Origin of the sequence: Acinetobacter towneri DSM 14962 = CIP 107472 (assembly GCF_000368785.1) — a bacterium.
Taxonomy (GTDB): Bacteria; Pseudomonadota; Gammaproteobacteria; order Pseudomonadales; family Moraxellaceae; genus Acinetobacter; species Acinetobacter towneri.
On record NZ_KB849690.1, the window covers coordinates 642,040 to 663,555 of the forward strand.

18 protein-coding genes are annotated in these 21,516 nt (G+C 41.9%); 9 read left to right on the plus strand and 9 right to left on the minus strand.

What is annotated here, in order from left to right; translation table 11 throughout:
- Window positions 1-70: 70 nt before the first annotated feature.
- From fusA to rimI, 4 genes are all read left to right on the plus strand, one after another.
- On the plus strand, window positions 71-2,206 hold the full coding sequence (gene fusA, locus F947_RS10305) for an elongation factor G (RefSeq protein WP_004975278.1): 2,136 nt from the start codon (window positions 71-73) through the stop codon (window positions 2,204-2,206).
- Window positions 2,207-2,301: 95 nt separating this feature from the next.
- On the plus strand, window positions 2,302-3,492 hold the full coding sequence (gene tuf / locus F947_RS10310) for an elongation factor Tu (protein WP_004975768.1): 1,191 nt from the start codon (window positions 2,302-2,304) through the stop codon (window positions 3,490-3,492).
- A gap of 502 nt (window positions 3,493-3,994) precedes the next feature.
- On the plus strand, window positions 3,995-4,876 hold the full coding sequence (locus tag F947_RS10315; RefSeq protein WP_004975282.1) for a metal-dependent hydrolase: 882 nt from the start codon (window positions 3,995-3,997) through the stop codon (window positions 4,874-4,876).
- A gap of 106 nt (window positions 4,877-4,982) precedes the next feature.
- The gene (gene rimI / locus F947_RS10320) at window positions 4,983-5,441 is read left to right on the plus strand and encodes a ribosomal protein S18-alanine N-acetyltransferase (RefSeq protein WP_004975283.1); all 459 of its coding nucleotides are present in this window, start codon (window positions 4,983-4,985) and stop codon (window positions 5,439-5,441) included.
- Between the two features lie 40 nt (window positions 5,442-5,481).
- Here rimI and F947_RS10325 read toward each other — a convergent pair whose 3' ends face one another.
- From F947_RS10325 to trxB, 3 genes are all read right to left on the minus strand, one after another.
- On the minus strand, window positions 5,482-6,297 hold the full coding sequence (locus F947_RS10325) for an arginyltransferase (RefSeq protein ID WP_004975285.1): 816 nt from the start codon (window positions 6,295-6,297) through the stop codon (window positions 5,482-5,484).
- A gap of 24 nt (window positions 6,298-6,321) precedes the next feature.
- Complete coding sequence (gene aat, locus F947_RS10330; protein WP_004975287.1) at window positions 6,322-7,053, minus strand: leucyl/phenylalanyl-tRNA--protein transferase; 732 nt, start codon at window positions 7,051-7,053, stop codon at window positions 6,322-6,324.
- A 107-nt stretch (window positions 7,054-7,160) separates the two neighbouring features.
- Window positions 7,161-8,114: a thioredoxin-disulfide reductase gene (gene trxB, locus F947_RS10335; RefSeq protein WP_004975288.1), complete on the minus strand. Its 954-nt coding sequence runs from the start codon at window positions 8,112-8,114 to the stop codon at window positions 7,161-7,163.
- A gap of 341 nt (window positions 8,115-8,455) precedes the next feature.
- On the opposite strand from trxB, the gene F947_RS10340 reads away from it, so the two are divergent.
- Window positions 8,456-11,644 (plus strand): DNA translocase FtsK, encoded by a 3,189-nt coding sequence (locus F947_RS10340; RefSeq protein ID WP_004975289.1) that lies wholly within the window; start codon window positions 8,456-8,458, stop codon window positions 11,642-11,644.
- 130 nt (window positions 11,645-11,774) lie between these two features.
- On the opposite strand, the gene F947_RS10345 is transcribed toward F947_RS10340, so the two are convergent.
- From F947_RS10345 to F947_RS10370, 6 genes are all read right to left on the minus strand, one after another.
- On the minus strand, window positions 11,775-12,062 hold the full coding sequence (locus F947_RS10345) for a PA4642 family protein (RefSeq protein WP_004975291.1): 288 nt from the start codon (window positions 12,060-12,062) through the stop codon (window positions 11,775-11,777).
- Between the two features lie 94 nt (window positions 12,063-12,156).
- Window positions 12,157-12,429, minus strand: a complete 273-nt coding sequence (gene minE / locus F947_RS10350) for a cell division topological specificity factor MinE (protein WP_004975292.1) — start codon at window positions 12,427-12,429, stop codon at window positions 12,157-12,159.
- A 2-nt stretch (window positions 12,430-12,431) separates the two neighbouring features.
- A complete protein-coding gene (minD, locus tag F947_RS10355) occupies window positions 12,432-13,244 on the minus strand; it encodes a septum site-determining protein MinD (RefSeq protein WP_004975294.1) in 813 nt (270 codons plus the stop codon).
- 68 nt (window positions 13,245-13,312) lie between these two features.
- A complete protein-coding gene (gene minC / locus F947_RS10360; protein ID WP_004975296.1) occupies window positions 13,313-14,038 on the minus strand; it encodes a septum site-determining protein MinC in 726 nt (241 codons plus the stop codon).
- Window positions 14,039-14,181: 143 nt separating this feature from the next.
- Window positions 14,182-15,240, minus strand: coding sequence for a hypothetical protein (locus F947_RS10365; RefSeq protein ID WP_004975298.1), 1,059 nt, complete (start codon window positions 15,238-15,240; stop codon window positions 14,182-14,184).
- A 15-nt stretch (window positions 15,241-15,255) separates the two neighbouring features.
- On the minus strand, window positions 15,256-16,182 hold the full coding sequence (locus F947_RS10370; RefSeq protein ID WP_004975299.1) for an acyltransferase: 927 nt from the start codon (window positions 16,180-16,182) through the stop codon (window positions 15,256-15,258).
- Window positions 16,183-16,438: 256 nt separating this feature from the next.
- Here F947_RS10370 and F947_RS10375 point away from each other — a divergent pair, with 256 nt between their 5' ends.
- The 4 genes from F947_RS10375 (at window position 16,439) to F947_RS10390 (ending at window position 21,513) form a co-directional block, all read left to right on the plus strand.
- Entirely contained in the window at window positions 16,439-17,092 is a 654-nt protein-coding gene (locus F947_RS10375) for a YiaD family glycine zipper/OmpA-like lipoprotein (RefSeq protein ID WP_004975301.1), read from the plus strand.
- A 169-nt stretch (window positions 17,093-17,261) separates the two neighbouring features.
- On the plus strand, window positions 17,262-19,301 hold the full coding sequence (locus F947_RS10380) for a UvrD-helicase domain-containing protein (protein WP_004975304.1): 2,040 nt from the start codon (window positions 17,262-17,264) through the stop codon (window positions 19,299-19,301).
- 97 nt (window positions 19,302-19,398) lie between these two features.
- Complete coding sequence (dut, locus tag F947_RS10385; RefSeq protein ID WP_004975307.1) at window positions 19,399-19,851, plus strand: dUTP diphosphatase; 453 nt, start codon at window positions 19,399-19,401, stop codon at window positions 19,849-19,851.
- Window positions 19,852-20,070: 219 nt separating this feature from the next.
- On the plus strand, window positions 20,071-21,513 hold the full coding sequence (locus tag F947_RS10390) for a phosphomannomutase/phosphoglucomutase (RefSeq protein ID WP_004975308.1): 1,443 nt from the start codon (window positions 20,071-20,073) through the stop codon (window positions 21,511-21,513).
- Window positions 21,514-21,516: the final 3 nt, after the last annotated feature.

Below are 21,516 nucleotides of genomic sequence, written 5' to 3' on the forward strand. Positions count from 1 at the left end.
ATCGCTTTAAGTTGCTAGGCAGCTTAAAGCGTCCTGTTTTAAACAACAAAATTTAGGAATGCTAGAAATCATGGCACGTCAAACCCCAATTTCTCGTTACCGTAACATTGGTATCTCTGCGCACATCGATGCGGGTAAAACAACAACTTCAGAACGTATTTTGTTCTATACAGGTGAAAGTCACAAACTTGGTGAAACTCACGAAGGTTCAGCAACAACTGACTGGATGGAACAAGAGCAAGAACGTGGTATTACTATTACCTCAGCAGCTGTAACATGCTTCTGGAAAGGTATGGGTAACCAATTTGACCAACACCGTATTAACGTAATTGACACCCCAGGACACGTTGACTTCACAATTGAAGTTGAGCGTTCTATGCGTGTTCTTGACGGTGCATGTATGGTTTACTGTGCTGTAGGTGGTGTACAACCTCAGTCTGAAACTGTATGGCGTCAAGCAAACAAATATAAAGTACCTCGTTTAGCGTTCGTGAACAAAATGGACCGTACAGGTGCAAACTTCTTCCGCGTTGTTGAACAAATGAAAACTCGCTTGGGTGCAAACCCAGTGCCTATCGTTGTTCCAGTGGGCGCAGAAGACACATTCACAGGTGTTGTTGACTTAATCGAAATGAAGTCAATCATCTGGGATGAAGCTTCACAAGGTATGAAGTTTGAATACGGTGAGATTCCAGCTGACCTTCAAGCAACTGCTGAAGAATGGCGTACTAACATGGTTGAAGCTGCTGCAGAAGCATCAGAAGAACTCATGGACAAGTACCTAGAAAATGGCGAACTTTCTAAAGAAGAAATCGTTGCTGGTTTACGTCAACGTACATTAGCGGGTGAAATTCAACCTGCAATGTGTGGTTCGGCGTTCAAAAACAAAGGTGTTCAACGTATGTTGGACGCAGTAATTGAATTCTTACCTGCACCAACTGACGTTGAAGCAATCAAAGGTATCTTAGACGACAAAGACGAAACTGAAGGTTCTCGTGAAGCGTCTGACGAAGCTCCTTTCGCAGCGTTAGCGTTCAAAATCATGAACGACAAATTCGTTGGTAACTTAACGTTCGTACGTGTTTACTCTGGTGTTCTTAAAGCGGGTAGCCCGGTTTATAACCCAGTGAAAATGAAGCGTGAGCGTATTGGTCGTATCGTACAGATGCACGCAAATGACCGTCACGACATCGAAGAAATTCGTGCAGGTGACATCGCAGCGTGTGTAGGTCTTAAAGATACAACCACTGGTGATACATTATGTGACGAAAACCACGTAATTACACTAGAGCGTATGGAATTCCCAGAGCCAGTAATTGCATTGGCTGTTGAACCTAAAACTAAAGCTGACCAAGAAAAAATGTCAGTTGCTTTAGGTCGCTTGGCGAAAGAAGATCCATCATTCCGCGTTCGTACAGACGAAGAATCTGGTCAAACGATCATTGCGGGTATGGGCGAGCTTCACCTTGACATCATCGTTGACCGTATGAAGCGTGAATTCAACGTAGAAGCGAACATTGGTAAACCAATGGTTGCATACCGCGAAACGATCAAAAAGACGATTGAGCAAGAAGGTAAATTCGTACGTCAAACTGGTGGTAAAGGTAAATTCGGTCACGTATTCGTACGTTTAGAGCCGCTTGATCCTGAAGCTGGTAAAGACTACGAATTCGCTGAAGAAGTTGTAGGTGGTGTAGTACCTAAAGAATTCTTCGGTGCAGTAGACAAAGGTATCCAAGAACGTATGAAGAATGGTGTCTTGGCTGGTTACCCAGTTGTAGGCATTAAAGCGACATTATTCGACGGTTCTTACCACGATGTCGACTCTGACGAATTATCGTTCAAAATGGCGGGTTCTTACGCATTCCGTGACGGTTTCATGAAAGCAGATCCTGTTCTTCTTGAGCCAATCATGAAAGTTGAAGTAGAAACTCCAGAAGACTACATGGGCGATATCATGGGTGACTTAAACCGTCGTCGTGGTATGGTTCAAGGTATGGACGACTTACCTGGTGGTACTAAAGCAATTCGTGCAGAAGTTCCACTTGCAGAGATGTTTGGTTACGCAACACACATGCGTTCTATGTCTCAAGGTCGTGCGACTTACTCTATGGAATTTGCTAAATATGCTGAAACTCCACGTAACGTGGCAGATGGCATCATTGCTAAATTCCAGTCTGGTGGTAAAAAAGGTGACGACGAGTAATCTTTCGATTACTATAAGCGCAAACTAATTCATAGTTAAAAAACCTAATGCTCATGGAGTGATCCTCCATGAGTTGTTTTAAAAAGGAAGATCTCATGGCTAAGGCTAAGTTCGAACGTAATAAGCCACACGTTAACGTGGGCACAATCGGTCACGTTGACCATGGTAAAACAACTTTAACAGCTGCGATTGCTACAGTATGTGCACGTAAGTTTGGTGGTGAAGCGAAAGATTACGCTGCTATCGACTCTGCACCAGAAGAAAAAGCACGTGGTATTACAATTAATACTTCTCACGTAGAATACGATTCTCCAACTCGTCACTACGCGCACGTAGACTGCCCAGGCCACGCCGACTATGTTAAAAACATGATCACTGGTGCTGCTCAGATGGACGGTGCGATCCTTGTTTGTTCAGCGACTGATGGTCCAATGCCACAAACTCGTGAACACATCCTTCTTTCTCGTCAGGTAGGTGTACCTTATATCATCGTATTCTTAAACAAATGCGATATCGTAGACGACGAAGAGTTAATTGAATTAGTTGAAATGGAAGTTCGTGAACTTCTTTCTACTTACGACTTCCCAGGCGACGACACTCCAGTAATCCGTGGTTCAGCACTTGCTGCACTTAACGGTGAATCAGGTCAATATGGTGAAGATGCTGTAGTTGCTCTTGTTGAAGCGCTTGATACTTACATCCCAGAGCCAGTACGTGCAATCGACCAAGCATTCTTAATGCCAATCGAAGACGTATTCTCTATTTCTGGTCGTGGTACAGTAGTAACTGGCCGTGTAGAAACTGGTATCGTGAAAGTAGGCGAAGAAGTTGAAATCGTTGGTATCAAAGACACAGTTAAAACAACTGTAACTGGCGTAGAAATGTTCCGTAAACTTCTTGACGAAGGTCGTGCGGGCGAGAACTGTGGTGTTCTTTTACGTGGTACTAAGCGTGAAGACGTACAACGTGGTCAAGTACTTGCTAAGCCAGGTACAATCAAGCCACACACTAAATTCGATGCGGAAGTATACGTACTTTCTAAAGAAGAGGGTGGTCGTCACACTCCATTCCTTAACGGTTACCGTCCACAATTCTATTTCCGTACAACTGACGTAACTGGTGCAATCCAGTTGAAAGAAGGCGTTGAAATGGTAATGCCAGGTGACAACGTTGAAATGTCAGTAGAATTAATCCACCCAATCGCAATGGACCCAGGTCTACGTTTTGCGATCCGTGAAGGTGGTCGTACTGTAGGTGCTGGTGTTGTTGCTAAAGTAACAGCATAATCACTTTATAGTGTGAAAAAGCGCTCCATTTGGGGCGCTTTTTTTATGGCTGTATTTTGTGTGCTAGTTTCCAGGTGGATGAAAGCTTGTCCTACTGTATTGATGGATGAAATAGCTGTTCTTTAAACCTTGAATCAATCTAAAACCATTTTATGAACATTCTTTTGCTGCGGTTTAGTTGCCTTTTTTTCTCTTACATCATAAAAATAATTTTGCTGTCTAATTATTCTTGCTCTTACGTCATAAAAAATCATCGTCTATTTTTTTACTCTTGCGTCGTAAAAATAATTTTATTGTCTATTTTTTACTCTTGCGTCACAAAAAATAATTTCACTTATCATTATTTTTTATTCCTCATGTCCTGAACTGACAACTCACTGTCCTTAACTGCACTTAAATACCGCACAGAAAACCGTAATATGAACTCATACCGAAAAATAAAAAATATAGCGGGTTACAGGAAATGAATGACTTCATTGTTGTAACCTCAGGAGTGAGCAACATGAATGCTAAAGTGAGTATTAGTGAACGTGCAGGGGCGAGTTTTCCTGTCCGTCGAATGAATTTCAACTTTGATGCTGTACCTGAATATTGGATGAATGGTAATGCAGGTCTAACGCATTTTATGACTGCATTATCTGCGTTATTTCCCGCAGGTGAGAAGTTCTTTATAGACAGTGTGCGTGCTGTGCGTTATCACCCAATGCTGAAAGACAATGCAGATTTACAGAAAGAAATCAGTGCATTTATTGGACAAGAAGCCATGCACACGCATGAGCATGTCGGTTTTAATGCCTCTGCACAGAAATTTGGGCATGATGTTGATACTTTGGATTGTTATACAGATACTGTGATTCAAACTACACGCAAATTTATGGCAAAGTTGGCTAAACCGATTGGCATTACACAGAAAATGGTAGATTTAACTGCGACCACTGCGCTAGAACATTTCACAGCTACGATTGCCTCACAATTATTGACCAATTCACATATTCAAGAATTGATGACCGATGACACCATGAAAACTATGTGGTTGTGGCATGCGATTGAAGAAAACGAACATAAAGCTGTTGCGTATGATGTATTTGAAGGTGTGTTTGGCAAAGGTCTGAAAGCCTATGCACTACGTACAAGTTCTTTGGTTATTTCGATGCTGACTTTATTTTTTGTACAAAACTATTTTTTGTGGCGTTTACTAAAACAAGACAAGCAGTTGAATTTGGAAAATTTACGCATGATTTATCGTTATGCCTATAGTCCATCTAAAGGGATTATTACAGGCATGGGCAAAGAAATGTTGTTCTATTTCAAACCGAATTTTCATCCTAACGATTTTGATACCACAACATTATTAAATACTTGGAAAGCTAAATTAGGCTTTTAAACTTTTCCTTTTGGTCAGGCAACGTAAGTTGCCTTTTTTTTTGCTCGATTTTTTTGTCGTGAAATCTATAATGCCTACATCTTAGAACAGCACAAGATCATTTCTTATGATTCGTTTAATGCAAGCCCATGATGTCGCCGATGTGGTTGCGATTGAAAATTTGGTACAAAGTCATCCGTGGAGTGCCAAACAATTTGCCGAAGCGGTAGAGAGTTATCACAGTACCGTGATTGAACATGCAGGGAGAGTGGTGGGTTTTTGTATTTTGCAACCTGTGTTGGATGAAGCAAATTTGTTGTTGATGGCGGTGCATCCAAGTCAGCAAGGCAAAGGTTTAGGTTATCAACTGCTAGAACATTCTATTGCAGGTTTGAAAAACCAACCTGTGCAGATTTTTTTAGAAGTACGTGAAAGTAATTTAGCTGCGATAGCCCTGTATGAAAAGTCAGGTTTTCATCAAATTGATTTACGTAAAAATTATTATCCTAAAACGGATGGCACACGGGAGCATGCTATTATTATGGTGAAATCTTGTAGCGATGATTTTGCCAGTTTGTTTAAGTGAATCTGATCGATGCAAAAATCAGTATTGCATCATTACATTTTTATTTGATGATGGAGTTATTCCAGCCTAAGGGCAGCGTGGTCATTAAGGAGTTTCCCAATTGCTGCACCTCATCGGTATTTAGGCTGCGGTTAATGCGTCGCCATTGACCATCAAGCAGTAGCTCAAGGGGCACATATTGCGATTTATAGTTCATTTTATTGGAATGTGGTACCCAATAACCTAAGTAAACATATTGCAGTCCCAAATGCTGTACCTGTTCAATTTGTTTTAATACCGCAAATGTTCCGAGTGAGCGACGACTTTCGTCTGGGTCAAAAAAGGTATAGACCGCAGAAATACCATCATCTAAATAATCACAGGTCGATACTGCAATTAAGCGATCATCTTGCCAAACCTCTAAAAAGAAGCTGCTGGTACAACTGTGGATTAGGAATTTTTCAAATTGGTCACGGCTGGCAGGGAACATATCGCCATCGGCATGTCGTTCATTGATATAGCGTTCATACAGCGCATAATGCAAATCACCTGCATCTTGTGGCTTGGTGATTTTGATCTGTAAATCGTGATTGCGTTTCCAAGCTTTCTTTTGCGTGCTGTTCATTTTAAATTCAGCGACAGGAATACGTGAAGAAAGGCATTGGCGGCACAAATGGCATTCAGGACGATAGACAAAATCGCCACTGCGACGAAAACCGACCCGAGAGAGTTCAGACAAAGTCAGCACATCAATTTTATGTGCAGGATCTAAAAAAACCATCCGCGCAGATTTTTCAGGTAAATAGCTGCAATCATGCGGCGGAGTAATGTAATACTGCAAATCATTTAGCAGGGATTTTGGGTGATATGAATTCATTGTCAAGATCCCTCTCTGTTATTGTCATTCAAGTAGGCGCGCATACTGCGCTATTGTTTTACTTGAAAATACACTGTCCTGATATTTTTTCCAATTGATTGCAGGTTGTTTTACAACATCTTGTAACGATTTAAGATAGTCTTGGCGAGAAAGTGTACATGCTCCGAGACTGATTAAATGGTCATTGACCAATTGGCAGTCAATCCAAGGCAATTGTTGTTCTTGTCCGAGCAGCATCAAACTATAAAATGCCATTTTGGAGACATCGGTACGATGGCTAAACATGGACTCGCCAAAACAGCCTTTGCCAATACTGACTCCATATAAACCACCGACCAAACTATCTTGCTCCCAAACTTCTAAACTATAGCCATAACCTGCTGCAAAAAGCTGACTGTAACCTTGAATGATCTCTTCAGAAATCCAAGTTTCATTGGCATAGCTACGGGGCAAGGCACAATTGCGAATTACCTGTTCAAAGGCATGATTGACAGTAATGCGATAATCCATTTTTTTCATGTTGCGGATTAAAGACTTACTCGGCTGATAATGTTGCGGAATAATCACGCAACGTGGCTCAGGACTCCACCAACAAATAGGATCACCTTCTGAAAACCATGGAAATAAGCCATGTGTATAGGCTTCATATAAGGTTGAAGGGGAAAGGTCTGCACCTACACAAATCAAGCCTTCACCCTCAGGATCAACTTCAATGGGATCGGGGAAAATGAATTGTGAAGCCGGGAGCGTGTGCATATCAATTGCCGTATGAAGTTTTACGATGAACTTGATTTCATCATACCTAAAAATGCCGTGATAAAAAAACCGCTCAAGGAGAGCGGTCTTTAAACTTGGTCACTAAATTATTCACCAAGTGCATCTAAATATTTTTCTGCATCCAAAGCTGCCATACAACCTGAACCTGCAGAAGTAATCGCTTGGCGATAAATTGAATCGGCCACATCACCTGCAGCAAATACGCCAGCCACAGAAGTTTGAGTCGCATTGCCTGAAGTGCCACTTTGTACTTGGATATAACCATCACGCAAGTTCAATTGACCTTCGAACATGCCTGTATTCGGTTTGTGACCAATCGCAATGAATAAGCCAGACACATCAACAATTTGAGTAGAACCATCGGTAGTTGATTTTAAACGTACTGAAGTTACGCCTGTGTTGTCGCCCAAGACTTCGTCAACTTGGTTGTTCCAAAGAATGCTGATTTTGCCTTCTTTCTCTTTGGCAAATAAATGATCTTGCAAGATTTTTTCAGAGCGAAGTGAATCACGACGATGCACCAATGTCACGTGTGATGCAATGTTAGACAGGTATAATGCTTCTTCAACAGCCGTGTTACCACCGCCAACGACCATCACTTTTTGGTTTTTATAGAAGAAACCATCACAGGTGGCACAGGCACTTACGCCTTGACCCATAAATGCTGCTTCAGATTCTAAACCTAAATATTGTGCAGTCGCACCTGTGCAAATGATTAAAGCATCACAGGTAAATTCTTCCATATCACCTTTCAGTACAAATGGGCGCACATTCAGGTTTACTTCATTGATATGGTCATACACGATTTCTGTGCCAAAGCGTTCCGCATGAGCTTGCATACGTTCCATTAACGCTGGGCCTGTTAAACCTTCAGGATCACCTGGCCAGTTATCAACTTCCGTAGTTGTGGTGAGTTGACCACCCAATTGTAAGCCTGCAATTAAAGTCGGTTTTAAGTTGGCACGTGCAGCATATACTGCAGCACTATAACCTGCAGGGCCTGAACCTAAAATAATTAAACGTGAGTGACGAGCGCTCATGCACAGCATCCTTTTTTTATTTAGAAATTTATGGAATTATACGTGAAACAGGATGAGTTTGCTGTGTGATTAAAGTTGATATTACTGATCATGTAAATCGATTTGAGCTATATAGAAAAAGTTAACAACACACTTCAATAATCTTGCATCTTTTTCTAGGCAACACATGCATAATAGAAGGTCTGTTATAATTTATAGCTTGCTGTGTGGTGAAGCTTGCATCGTGAAATGCAACTTAAATGACACAGCTAAATGAAATACAGACGCTCCGAATCAGGTGGCTTTTTAAGACCATCGAACAAACAAAAAACATTGATGAAGAATTGGCGACAGGACAATATATGACTGCGGTGTCGGGTGCTTATGCACATCGCTTAATAGCGACATTATTTTTGGTCTCTTTTGGAATATATCTGTTCCTTGCAACGGTGACCTATACTCCATTTGACCCAGGTTGGATGCACATTTCCAGTGACACCCAACAGGTTTCAAATGCGAGTGGAATCGCAGGTGCGTGGATTGCCGATTTACTGTTTGGCTTTTTAGGTTGGGCGAGTCTGCTTCTTCCTGCTTATTTTTTTATTGAAGCCTTACAAGTCTGGTGGCCACGTAGTTTTTTAAACCGTCCATTTCGTTATGCTGCACAATTCTTCATTTTATTGGCAACAGCAAGTTTGCTGTATTTATTTTGGCAAGTACCTGCCGATACGTTAGACAATGCCTCAGGCGGCATCATTGGTTTTGAACTTGGGAAAAGTTTATCGCAAATTTTAACCATTTATGGAGCAACACTTTTTTTAGTCGTCTTTTGGATTTTCTTATTTACCCTCGCATTTGGGGTGAAGTGGAACAGAACGTGGGCAACTTTAAAAGCTACACCTGCTTATCTGCAAGATTTGTTCTATCGCAATGTACCTGAAGCAGAATCTGACTTTGACCGTTCTACACCACAGGTGAAAAAGACCGTTGTCGCTGCTGCACCTGTGGTTGCTGTTGAAGTGGCATCAACTGATTTAGAAGCAGCAAGTGAACCCGTGGTTGCACAGGCGAAAGAAGCTGAAACAACTGCACCACATCCTGCGGCAGAGCGTATGTTTAATCACATGCAGCAACGTGAAGAAGAAGAGCAACAGGCGCAGCAACAGCTATTGGTGCAAGATGAAATTGATGATGTTGAGTTAGAAAAAACCATCGAAAAGGCGCATCGCTTAGAACAAGACAGCCAGCGTATTGTTGCGACAGGCGAAGTGTGGCGTGCTTTACAAGAAAATACCGACAGTCAGCATAACCAAGACATTCATGCATTATTACGTGCTTCTGAAGAACCAGAGCCACATCTACAATCGAATCCTTTTGATGAAGTGCGTCCTGCATCTACGGCATCTCAAGCCACTGCAAAATCTTCGTTAGATTGGGATGATGATCAAATTTTTGATGAATTGCTCGCAGCAGTTCCGCAAGGCAAAGCTGCAAGTGATTTACACAGCCCATTCCAAAACAGCGGGGCAATGGATACTTTAGATGAGTCTGTGACCCAGCAAGAAACAGTGCATCCGCACTCGAATCCTACGGCTCACAATTTTAACAATGATCTCAGCAGATTTGAGTCAGATTTTAACCCGCCATCGTCAAGTGCTTCGAATACGCAAAATCATGCTGTACGCCAAGAGCGCCATTTGCAGCATGATTTAGACAGTTTAGATGACTTGTTGGTGGATGATCTTTTGGGTGATGAGTTACAGCAAGATGCATTTCAAGATCAAGCGCCTGTAGCGCGTAGTACCAGTAGCTATGCACAAAGTTCTGCTTTTGTTCAGGCACCTATTCAGACGGCAGCCACTGCCGCAGTGATGGCAAACGCAGCGACTGCTACACAGGCTGAACAAGCAGAAAAAGTGGCGTTATCCAAAGAAGCATTTATCGAAGCTTGGCAGGAAACCGCAGGCAAACCACTAGACGAAGATGACTTTGATTTTGATGCGCCGCTGACCGATGCACATGGTCGTCCGATGTCACGCGCCATGCAGGTTGCAGAAAAACGTCGTGATTTATCGCCATTACCGGGTTTGGACTTGCTCGATAAAGTCGATCCAAACAAAAAAGTGAACTTCACCGCAGAACAATTATCGCGCTTGTCGGAATTGCTGGAAATTAAATTACAGGAATTTAATGTCAAAGCCAAAGTGGTTGAAGCACAGCCTGGTCCTGTCGTGACCCGTTTTGAGCTGGATTTGGCACCTGGGGTCAAAGCTTCAAAAGTAACCAATATTTCTCGTGACTTGGCGCGTTCAATGTCGATGGCATCGGTACGTGTGGTCGAAGTGATTCCGGGCAAACCGTATATTGGCATTGAAGTACCGAATAGTTCACGTGAAATGGTACGTTTGATTGAGTTATTACAAACGCCTGCTTTTGAAGATCCAAACGGCATTTTATCTATGGCGATGGGGAAAGACATTTCAGGCAATCCTGTGATTACTGAATTGGGCAAAGCACCACACATGCTCGTAGCAGGGACAACGGGTTCAGGTAAATCAGTGGCAGTGAACTCGATGATTTTGTCGATGTTGCTGAAATACAAGCCTGATCAATTACGCTTAATTTTGATTGACCCGAAACAATTGGAACTCGCCAACTATAACGATATTCCACACTTATTGACGCCTGTAGTGACTGATATGAAAGATGCCGTCAGCGCTTTAAATTGGTGTGTCAATGAAATGGAACGTCGTTATAAGCTAATGTCTTTCCTGAAAATTCGTAAATTAAGCGACTATAACCGTAAGGTTGAAGAATCTATTGCCAATGGTGAAGATTTAATTGATCCAACTTGGAAGCCGGGAGATTCAGCAACGCAAGAACGTGCACCGCGTTTAACACCATTGCCATCTATTGTGATTGTGGCAGATGAGTTTGCCGACATGATCATGCAAGTGGGCAAGAAAGCGGAAGAAATGATTACCCGTTTGGCACAAAAATCACGTGCAGCAGGGATTCACTTACTCTTAGCAACTCAGCGTCCATCGGTGGATGTGATCACAGGTCTAATTAAAGCCAACATTCCAACCCGTGTAGCTTTGCGTGTGAACTCGAAAATTGACTCACGTACTATCTTGGATGCGGGCGGTGCAGAAGACCTGCTTGGTCATGGTGATATGCTATTTTTAGGGCCGGGTAAAATTGAGCCAGAACGTGTGCATGGCGCATTTATTTCGGATGATGAAGTCAACCGTATTTGTGATGCGTGGCGTGAGCGTGGCGATCCTGACTATGTCGATGAAATCTTGACGCCATTTGATGAAGAACCATCTTCACGTGGTTTTGAAGATGGTGAAGGCAGTCCAGACCGTGATGTGTTGTATGATCAGTGTGTAGCATTTGTTTTGGAAACACGTAAAGTGTCGACCTCATCTTTACAGCGCAAATTTAGCTTGGGCTATAACCGTGCGGCACGTATTGTCGATCAGATGCAAGAGCAAGGCATTGTGAGCGAGCAAGGAGCAAATGGGAAACGTGAAATTTTAGTGTAAAGCTTTCACTTTCTGTTTGATTTTGAATCAAGTAGTGCTATAAAAAAATCCCGCAATTCAATTGCGGGATTTTTTCTTTTTACACTCAATCTTTTTGGCTGAATTTAGCCAGAGATTGTGTTTAAACAGTTTAAGCAAACTTGGCTAAAACTGCTAAAAAACCATCTTTTTGACGTGGAAATTCAGCAATCACATCGTGAATACGCTGACCTTCAGGATTAGTGGCATTGACATCGCGACCATCGGCAACAAATTGTGTCAATAGACGTTCATAGTCGCTTGGACGCATGTGTTTAAATGCGTGATAGAGTACGTGAAAATCTGCATTCACACCTGCAGGTGGAAGTTGATTCAAATAGGCAAATACACGTTCATCCGACCATGCTTCGTTAAAGGTCGCAGGTTGAGATAATGCCATGGCAATCTCCTTTATATTCTTTTGAAAAAAATAGGGCAAAATAACTAGTGTTATTTTGCCCTGATTCAATTTGCTTGACTAATCAGTATTCAGATTATCGCTCTTCAGGCAAATTGATATTCATTTCCAACATTTCAATATTGGCTTCTGAACGCACAGACATTTGAATATGTTGTTCATCGACACCACGCACGTAGCGATTTACCACTTGCATGATTTCTTTTTTCATCTGATCAATTTTTTCTTGGCTTAAGCGTTTACCAAGACCTTGTTCAGAAGCAACAATCACTTTTAAGCGATCTTTTGCTGTTTGTGCGCTAGATGGCTTATCTTCACCGCTAAATAATTTGCTCCAAAATCCTGCCATGTCTACGCTCCAAATAATCGTGCTAACCAGCCCTTAGGTTTCGCTTCAATATGGCGAAACGGACGTTCTTCACCTAAGAATCGTGCAACCAAGTCATCATAAGCCTGACCTGCAGCAGCATCGCTATACAGAATGACAGGTTTACCTTCGTTTGATGCTTGAAGTACGCTCTTACATTCAGGAATTACGCCTAAAGTAGGTACACGTAAAATATCTTTAGAAATGTCATCAATCGTCAGCATTTCTTGTTTATCGGCACGTTCTGGGTTGTAACGTGTAATACACAGGTGCTTACGGATACGACCTTCGTTTTGTTCTACTTTTTTAGTTTTGCTGTCTAGCATACCAATAATACGGTCAGAGTCACGTACTGAAGAAATTTCAGGGTTAGTCACAATAATCGCTTCATCGGCATGATACATCGCTAAAATAGCGCCGCGCTCAATCCCAGCAGGTGAGTCACAAATAATGTAATCAAACTCTTGTGCAAGCTCATCCATAATACGTGCCACGCCTTCATCGGTCAGGGCATCTTTATCACGGGTTTGAGAGGCTGGAAGAATATAAAGGTTTTCAATATCTTTATCGCGAATTAATGCTTGTTGTAAACGCGCTTCATTATTTAAAACATTCACAAAATCATAAACAACGCGACGTTCACAACCCATAATTAAGTCAAGGTTACGTAAACCCACGTCAAAATCGATAACAACAGTTTTGTGACCACGTAGGGCTAAACCTGTTGCAAAAGATGCACTTGTAGTGGTTTTACCTACGCCACCTTTGCCTGATGTTACGACAACAATTTTCGCCACCGAATCCACTCCTGTTATGGTTTAAATTCCCCTATATTTTTTGGGGATTTTTGGTGATTATTTATACATTAAAATTGTAGAGCTTCAAATACAAGCTCTTGGTTATCATTTAAGTAAATATGCACAGGTTTTTTAGTCACATGCTGAGGAATATCGTCCGCCACGCAATACGTGCCTGCAATAGATACCAATTCTGCTTCTAGGGAATGACAGAAAATTCGTGCCGCAATATTCCCGCCCGCGCCGGCAATGACTCTACCACGTACACTACCATAAATATGTATATTTCCTGAAGCAATCACTTCAGAACCGCTGTTGATGCCTGCGGTTAAAATAATGTCGCCCTGATGTTGTACCAAGCATTGACCTGTACGCAAAATTTCATCGTGATAAGACGTAATATGCGCTACAGCAGGTGTAGTTTCAGCAACTTGATTTTCCGTCTGTTGCTGTTCTGCCGCAGGTTCAGGTTTTACTTCAACCACTTGTTCTTTGGTGGCTTTCACTTCCTGCAATGGACGGTCTTGCGGGATGACAGGGAACTGAATAGCACGTGCCTGATCTGCCATAATGCCTTCAGTCACAGCAATTGGCTGTGCTTCTAGGCTAATTAGCAATTGAATTAGCGCAATCAATTCTTGTTCGACTGAACTTTCAATGACCACCAAAACCCCTGGTGGAAATGATTTTTGCAACATTGGGCTTAGTTGCTGGCGGATCGCATCATGATCATTGGTGTCTAAGCTAATGCGAATCGCATTGACCAATCTGCCTTTTATCCGTATGTCAGCCATAATAATTCCTTAACACTTCTAACTTTGCTGGTTGTTGAAGTCATCTTATAAATAGAGCAAATCCTAGAACAAATTGGGTGAATTCTCTAGTTCAGTTACTAAAAATATTTCACATTGTTTTAGCTAAAATTATCGAAAGACCTTTATGAAATATCGTGTTGTTGTCCTTCATTTAAAATTTGTTGCCATTGTTTAACTTTTACTTGTTTGCGAATTGCTTCTAAACTTTCAAATATCGCTGATTCCACTAATTTATCAATATGCTGATTATGTTCAATCTCAATCTGACTAATTTTTTCAGCAATCATTTGATAAGTTGGATTTTGTACTTGTTGATGCTGCTGTGCAAAAGGTTCAATTAAACCTTGGGTGATATTTTCGCCCAATCGTTGTCCGATACTTTGAATTTGCTGTTCAATACGTCCACCGACCAATGGAATCAGGCGCAGCAATTGCGTCAGTTCAGGCGTATCTTCAATGGCTTGATTCACCACCAACCCGACATTTTTCGCAATCATGTGACGCTGCATTTGTAATTCTTTGCCTAAGGATTCCTGCAAAATATCGGCTAGGGCAATCGCGAGTAATTGACGATGATGCTCGACCAAATCATCAATAAATTGTTTGTGAGTGGTACTGGTGGTCAATTCACGTTGCACACCATTAAGTACTGTGAGCACCACACGGCTACTCAGTTCTTCCATTAGCAAGTTGTAGTAAAAGTTGCCGCGTTTATACCAACTGTCTGGAATGACTTTATAGCCATGGCTATGCAGGTTGTAACCAATCGCGATGGCACGTAATAAACGTAAAAAACGCAATTGCGGAATAATTGCAAGAATTTCATACCAGTGAATAAACGGGAAAAACCACCAACGCTGATGATGTTTGAAAATAATTGCAATACCCCAACGCACGCCCAACTCTACAATTAAAAACGTGGTAAACCAGCCTTCGGTAATCACCACCCAAGGGCGCAATTCTGTTCGATAAAACTGTAAAATTTCAGGTAGACGAATAAAATCGAACAACCATTCGCCAAAATCACTCATTAAAATGGCATTGGCACTTAAACAGAACAAGTTAAAGATGATTAAACCCATCAAAAACAAGTCATAAGCCAAGGCAATTTTCCATCCCCATGAATCTTTACGCAGGGGATGAAAAGAGGATTTGATGACAGGTTCTTCAGACTTTTTCATGGCGTACCTGAATGGTTATGCAGTCGGAGCTGCAAGTTTTTGTTGCATGCTTTCAATCAATTGATCTTTTTCCAGCCACAGTTCATGCACCCATTGCTGAAAACGCTCACGATATTCAGTATCATCTTCGTAATTGCCGCCCAACACCCAAGCTGGAATATTAATTTTGCGTAAATTCACCGCAATGCGCGGCACCTCACCTAACCAAAACTCGCTATAGCCCGGCACGCCATCTGGGTACACAATGGTCATATCTACCAAGGCATCAATTTGATCACCCAAAATATTCAATGCCAAAGCTAAACCACCAGCTTTTGGCTTTAATAAATGTTGATAAGGCGATTGTTGTTGATCATGTTTTTCTTGGGTAAAGCGTGTGCCTTCTAAATAATTCAGCAGGGTAAAGGGCTGACTTAATAACTGTTGGCAGGCTTTACGCGCTTCTTCCATATCGCGGTCTTTCAGCTCAGGTTTTTTGGCAATTTGTGCTTTGCTGTGACGCTTCATCATTGGGAAGCCTAAAATTTTAAAGGCTTGTCCTACAAAGGGAATAAAGATCAGTTCCCACTTGGTAAAAAAGCGGGTCAATGGCATACGGGTTAAGCCAAAATACTGATTTACTGTGGTATCGACCCAACTTTGATGGTTACAGGTCATGAGATAACGACCTTGCATGCTCAGTTGCAAATCTTCATCAATGCTGATATCCCATTGGGTATTGGGTAATACATGATCAATCAGCCAGTTGTTTACACTGAGCCAACTGTTGGTAATTTGAATATTGGTTTCATCGACCTTACGTGACTGCTTTAACAGTTTGGTTAAGCCCAAAGCCAACACAGGAGGGCCGTGAAAAAATGTACTGCCAGTGATGACTGTACCCACGGTGAGACCTTTTGTGATTTTTTTTAATAAAGGGTGTTTCTTTGCTTGCGATGACATATAAATCAATCCTGAAGATAAATCGTCCAATGCGTCACGTGTTTGTAGATGACTCCAATATAAATGTTGTTTTTAAAATAAAAAAGTGTTGAAGTGAAAGTGTGTAGAAATTGTGATGAAGTTATACCAAGATTTGTACATGATCATGTATATTTGTAAGTAAAAGTTTTTTTATTAACAAAAAATCAATGGTCTAAGTATATTTTTTCATTCAATATTCAGCATATACAACAAAACACAAGTAAGGAGGCATGCCATGCGTGCATTAGCAATTTCGGCAGCAGTCGTAGGGGCAATGGTTTTAACTGGTTGTCAAACGACTGGTAACAACCTTGGTGGTATGGAATATGACAAAACTGCGTTAGGCACAGTAATTGGTGCTGCTGCAGGTTATGGGGTCTCTAAAAGTAACGCAAATACAAGTGCACAAAACAACCGTGCTGCAGCAATTGGTGCTGTAGTGGGTGCTGCTGCGGGTGTTTATCTTGACAATAAAGAAAAACAACTTCGTCAACAAATGGCTGGTACAGGCGTAGAAGTAAACCGTAATGCCGATGGTTCTGTTGGCTTGATCATGCCGGGTAACATCACGTTTGATACTAACAAATCAAACATCAAACCAAACTTCTATTCTACCTTGGACAAAGTAGCGCAAACGCTAACCCAAGATAACAAGAGCGGTATTTTGGTAACAGGTTTTACTGACAGCACTGGTAACGACGCAATCAACATTCCATTGTCACAAGCACGTGCACAATCGGTTGCAAACTACTTGGCTAGCCGTGGTGTATCAACTTCACGTATTAATGCACAAGGTCACGGTGCTGCAAACCCAATCGCATCGAATGCTACTGCAGAAGGTCGTGAGCAAAACCGTCGTGTAGAAATCAGCATTTATGCAATCCAATAATCTGGCATTGTATAGATTGTAAAGAACCGCCTTCGGGCGGTTTTTTTATGCAAGCAATTTCTAGGGTCTACTCAGCAAATAGACAATGACGTCTAAAGTAGCATTTTAGATTAGTCATCTTTGGCGGAGATGACTATAATCGAGCTCGAACCGAAATAGAGGAAATACTATGACACTGGCAAGTCAGTTAAACGACAAGCAACTTGAAGCGATGAAATACACTCAAGGACCCTTGTTAGTGCTTGCAGGTGCAGGTTCAGGCAAAACTTCGGTGATTACCCGAAAAATTGCCTATTTGGTTAAGCATTGCGGGATTCCTGCGCATCGTATTACAGCGATGACTTTTACCAACAAAGCAGCACGAGAAATGAAAGAGCGTGTGACCAAATTGTTGTCACGTGAAGAAGCTAAAGGATTATCGGTTTCGACTTTCCACACCTTTGGTCTGAATTTATTACGTTTTGAATTAAAACACACGCCGTTAAAAGCCAACTTCTCTATTTTGGATGCCGATGACTGTAAACGTATTCTGATGGATTTAATGCACCGCGATAATTTGTCGGGTGCAGAAAGCAAAGAATTGATTGCCAAAGCCATGAAGATGATTTCGGACTGGAAAAATGATCTGATTGCACCAGAGCAGGCGCATACCACCTGCGAAACGCCAGAAGACATCCAGTTTGCACATTTATATCAACTTTATGAACGTAATTTACGTGCCTATAACGCGGTAGATTTTGATGATTTAATTGTAATGCCGACACGACTTTTGCAAGAAAATGCCGAAGTGCGTGACAAGTGGCAAAACCGTGTTCGTTATTTATTGGTCGATGAGTATCAGGACACCAACACCGCACAATATATCTTGGTGAAATTACTTGTGGGCGTAATGGGGCAGTTCACTGCGGTAGGTGACGACGACCAATCGATTTACGCTTGGCGCGGTGCGAAGCCTGAAAATATGGCCTTGCTGAAAGATGATTTCCCGAATTTAAAAGTGATTAAACTTGAGCAAAACTATCGCTCGACCAGTCGCATTTTAAAAGCGGCCAACACCGTCATTGGCAATAATCCACATATTTTTGACAAAAAACTGTGGTCAGATAAAGGTCATGGTGAAGTGATTCGGGTAATTACATGCCGCAATGATGATGATGAATCAGAACGCGTGGTTAAAGACTTACTCACGCATAAACTGATGAATGGTAAAAGCTGGAAAGATTATGCAATTTTGTACCGAGGGAACTTTCAGGCACGTATTCTGGAAACCCAATTACGTCAAATGCAAATTCCTTACAAGCTTTCGGGGGGGCAGTCATTCTTCGCACGTGCTGAAATCAAAGACATCATGAGTTATTTGCGTCTGATTATTAACCCTGAAGATGACAGCGCATTCTTACGCATTATTAACACGCCTAAACGCGCGATTGGTCCTGTGACTTTGGAAAAACTAGGGCTGTTTGCACAGGAAAACCATTTGTCATTATTGGCTGCTGCAGGTGATCAGCGCCTAACCATGGCAATTCCGAAAAAAGCCACGACGCAGTTGGCAGAGTTTTCAGATTTTATTAGCAATTTTACGCGTAACTTATTGGAAGATGATGAACCTGTGCCAATCATCCGTCAAATGATGCTCGAAGCAGGTTATATCGACTACATTAAAGAGCAAGCAGCTACCCCTGCGCAGGAAAAAACCAAGCTAGATAATATCGAAGTTCTATATAGCAGCATCCAAAGTTTGATTAACCGTGCTGAAGATGTCGATGAAAAGAATATTGAAAGCGTGATTCGTAAAATGGTGCTGCTCGATATGCTCGAACAGCAACAGGAAGAAGAAGACACTGATAAAGTCAATTTACTCACCCTGCATGCGTCCAAAGGCTTGGAATTTCCGTACGTGTATTTGATTGGTTTGGAAGAAGAGCTTTTACCGCATAAAAACTCAATTGTGGCAGATACTGTCGAGGAAGAACGCCGTTTGATGTACGTGGGGATTACTCGTGCACGTCAGGGCTTAACCATTACTTTGGCAGAGCAGCGCAAAGCGGGCGGGCAAATGAAACAAATGACCCCAAGTCGTTTTTTGGATGAATTACCACAAGATGAATTGGAATGGCTCGGACGTAAGAAAAAGTTAGCCGGTGATGTCGATCCGAAATTACAGGCACAGCATTATTTGGAAAATTTACGTGCCTTAATCAAGCGCTAATTTTTTGAAAATACTTAGGGCATTGATGCAAGTACAGCATCAAATGGCACATCGAAAATCGAAAGAAAATTGAAAATTTAAAAACAGGATAAACTTCATGAAAGTTCAAGTTAAAGTCTTAGATTCACGTTTAGGCACAGAATGGCCAATGCCAACTTATGCAACCGCAGGTTCGGCAGGTTTGGACTTACGTGCTTGTGTAGACAGCAGCACCGTGATTGAGCCGGGTCAAACAGTCTTGGTCAAAACAGGTTTAGCGATTTATATTCAAGATACAGGTTTTGCAGGCATGATTTTGCCGCGTTCAGGCTTGGGTCACAAACATGGCATCGTGTTGGGGAACTTGGTGGGTTTGATTGATTCAGATTATCAGGGTGAATTGATGGTTTCGGTGTGGAACCGTAGCCAAACAGCATTTAGCTTAGAACCTGGTGAGCGTTTAGCGCAATACGTTTTGGTTCCTGTGGTACAGGCCAAGTTTGAACAAGTAGATGAATTTGTTGCCACCGAACGTGGTGCAGGTGGTTTTGGGCATACGGGCAAAAACTAAGTTACTTAGGTTTCAGCCTATATCGTTTGGTAAAGTTTTATCTGAAACTTTACCAACAATTCTTGAAAAGTAACGAAAGATGTACTAATAATGACAAGTAAATCACTAGCTCTGATGAGACCATTGCACATCTATTAAAAAATCTAATTAGAATTTTCAAAATATCTCGAGCCAAGATTTATTCACTTTATGTTGGCTCATCTTTGTAGTTGTAAGCCTATGAACAATCCACAAACACTTTTTCCTCAGCATATTTTTCGCGCTTACGACATTCGTGGCAAAGAAACTGTGCTGACCGCGAAATTGGTACACGCCATTGCACAAGGATTGGTGCAACAATATCAACAAGAAAAGCAAACTCAAATTAGTATTGGTTATGATGCGCGTTTAAATAGCCCCGCTTATGCTGAAATTATGCGCCAAGTCTTTCTTGCCCATCAATTTCAAGTGACGATGGTGGGTTGTTGTTCTAGCCCGATGTTGTATTTTATGGCACGACACACGGCAGGCAATGGCATTATGCTTACGGCCAGTCATAATCCAAAATCAGACAACGGCATTAAATGGATTGTGCAGGGCGAACCGCCAACCCCTGAAATGATTCAACACGTGGCACACGATGCAGCGCCATATTATTTAAATACCGATGCAGCACCATCCATCGCCTCACAACACGCCACCAATATTTCACATGAATTTATTGAAGATGCGTGTCAGCAATATCAGCAGGCAATGTTGAACGATATTCAACTGGCGGGCACTTTTAAAGTGGTTTTAGATGGGATGTATGGTTCGGCAGGTCATTGCGCTGCTTTGGTTTTGCAAAAAATGGGCTGTGAGGTGATTGCTTTACGCTGCGAAGCCAATGGTCATTTTCCAGAACATGCACCCGATCCATCACAAGAAAAACACTTACAACATTTAAAAGCTGCGGTGCGTGAACATCAGGCGGACATTGGCATTGCTTTAGATGGCGATGGTGATCGTGTCGTCCTCTTGGATGAACATGCCAATGTGCTTTCAGCAGATCGTTTGCTGTCTTTATTTGCAGAAATGTGTTTAAAAACTCATCCTCAGCATCAAGTGGTGTTTGATGTAAAATGCTCCACTATGGTGCGCAATACCGTGCGTGATTTGGGTGGCGAAGCGGTGATGATTCGCACGGGCAGTACCTTCTTGCGGCGTTATTTGGCGCAGTCGCAAGGCAAGGCTGTGTTCGGTGGCGAATACGCAGGACATTATGTATTCAATGATGGACGTGGTTTTGGCTATGACGATGGTATTTACGCAGCGCTGCGCGTGTTGGAATATTTAAGCCACAGTAATTACAGCAGCCTTTCGGCATTGATGCAGAAATACCCTGAGCGTTGCTGCACTGAAGACACGTATATCAGCACACGGAATATTGAACCGAGTGCGGTTTTAAATGATGTTGAAAGTTCTAGCCATCGCAGTGGTGCAGAATTAAGTAAAATAGATGGTGTAAGACTTGATTTTGAAGATGGATTTGGCATTATTCGAGCATCCAATACAGGCGAATATTTTACGGTGCGTTTTGATGCCGATAATCCATCACGACTGAATGATATTCGCGATACATTTGTTTCCATGTTAAGTGAGCGATACCCTGAAATCGCCCAAGACATTTTAGATGCTCAATAAGGA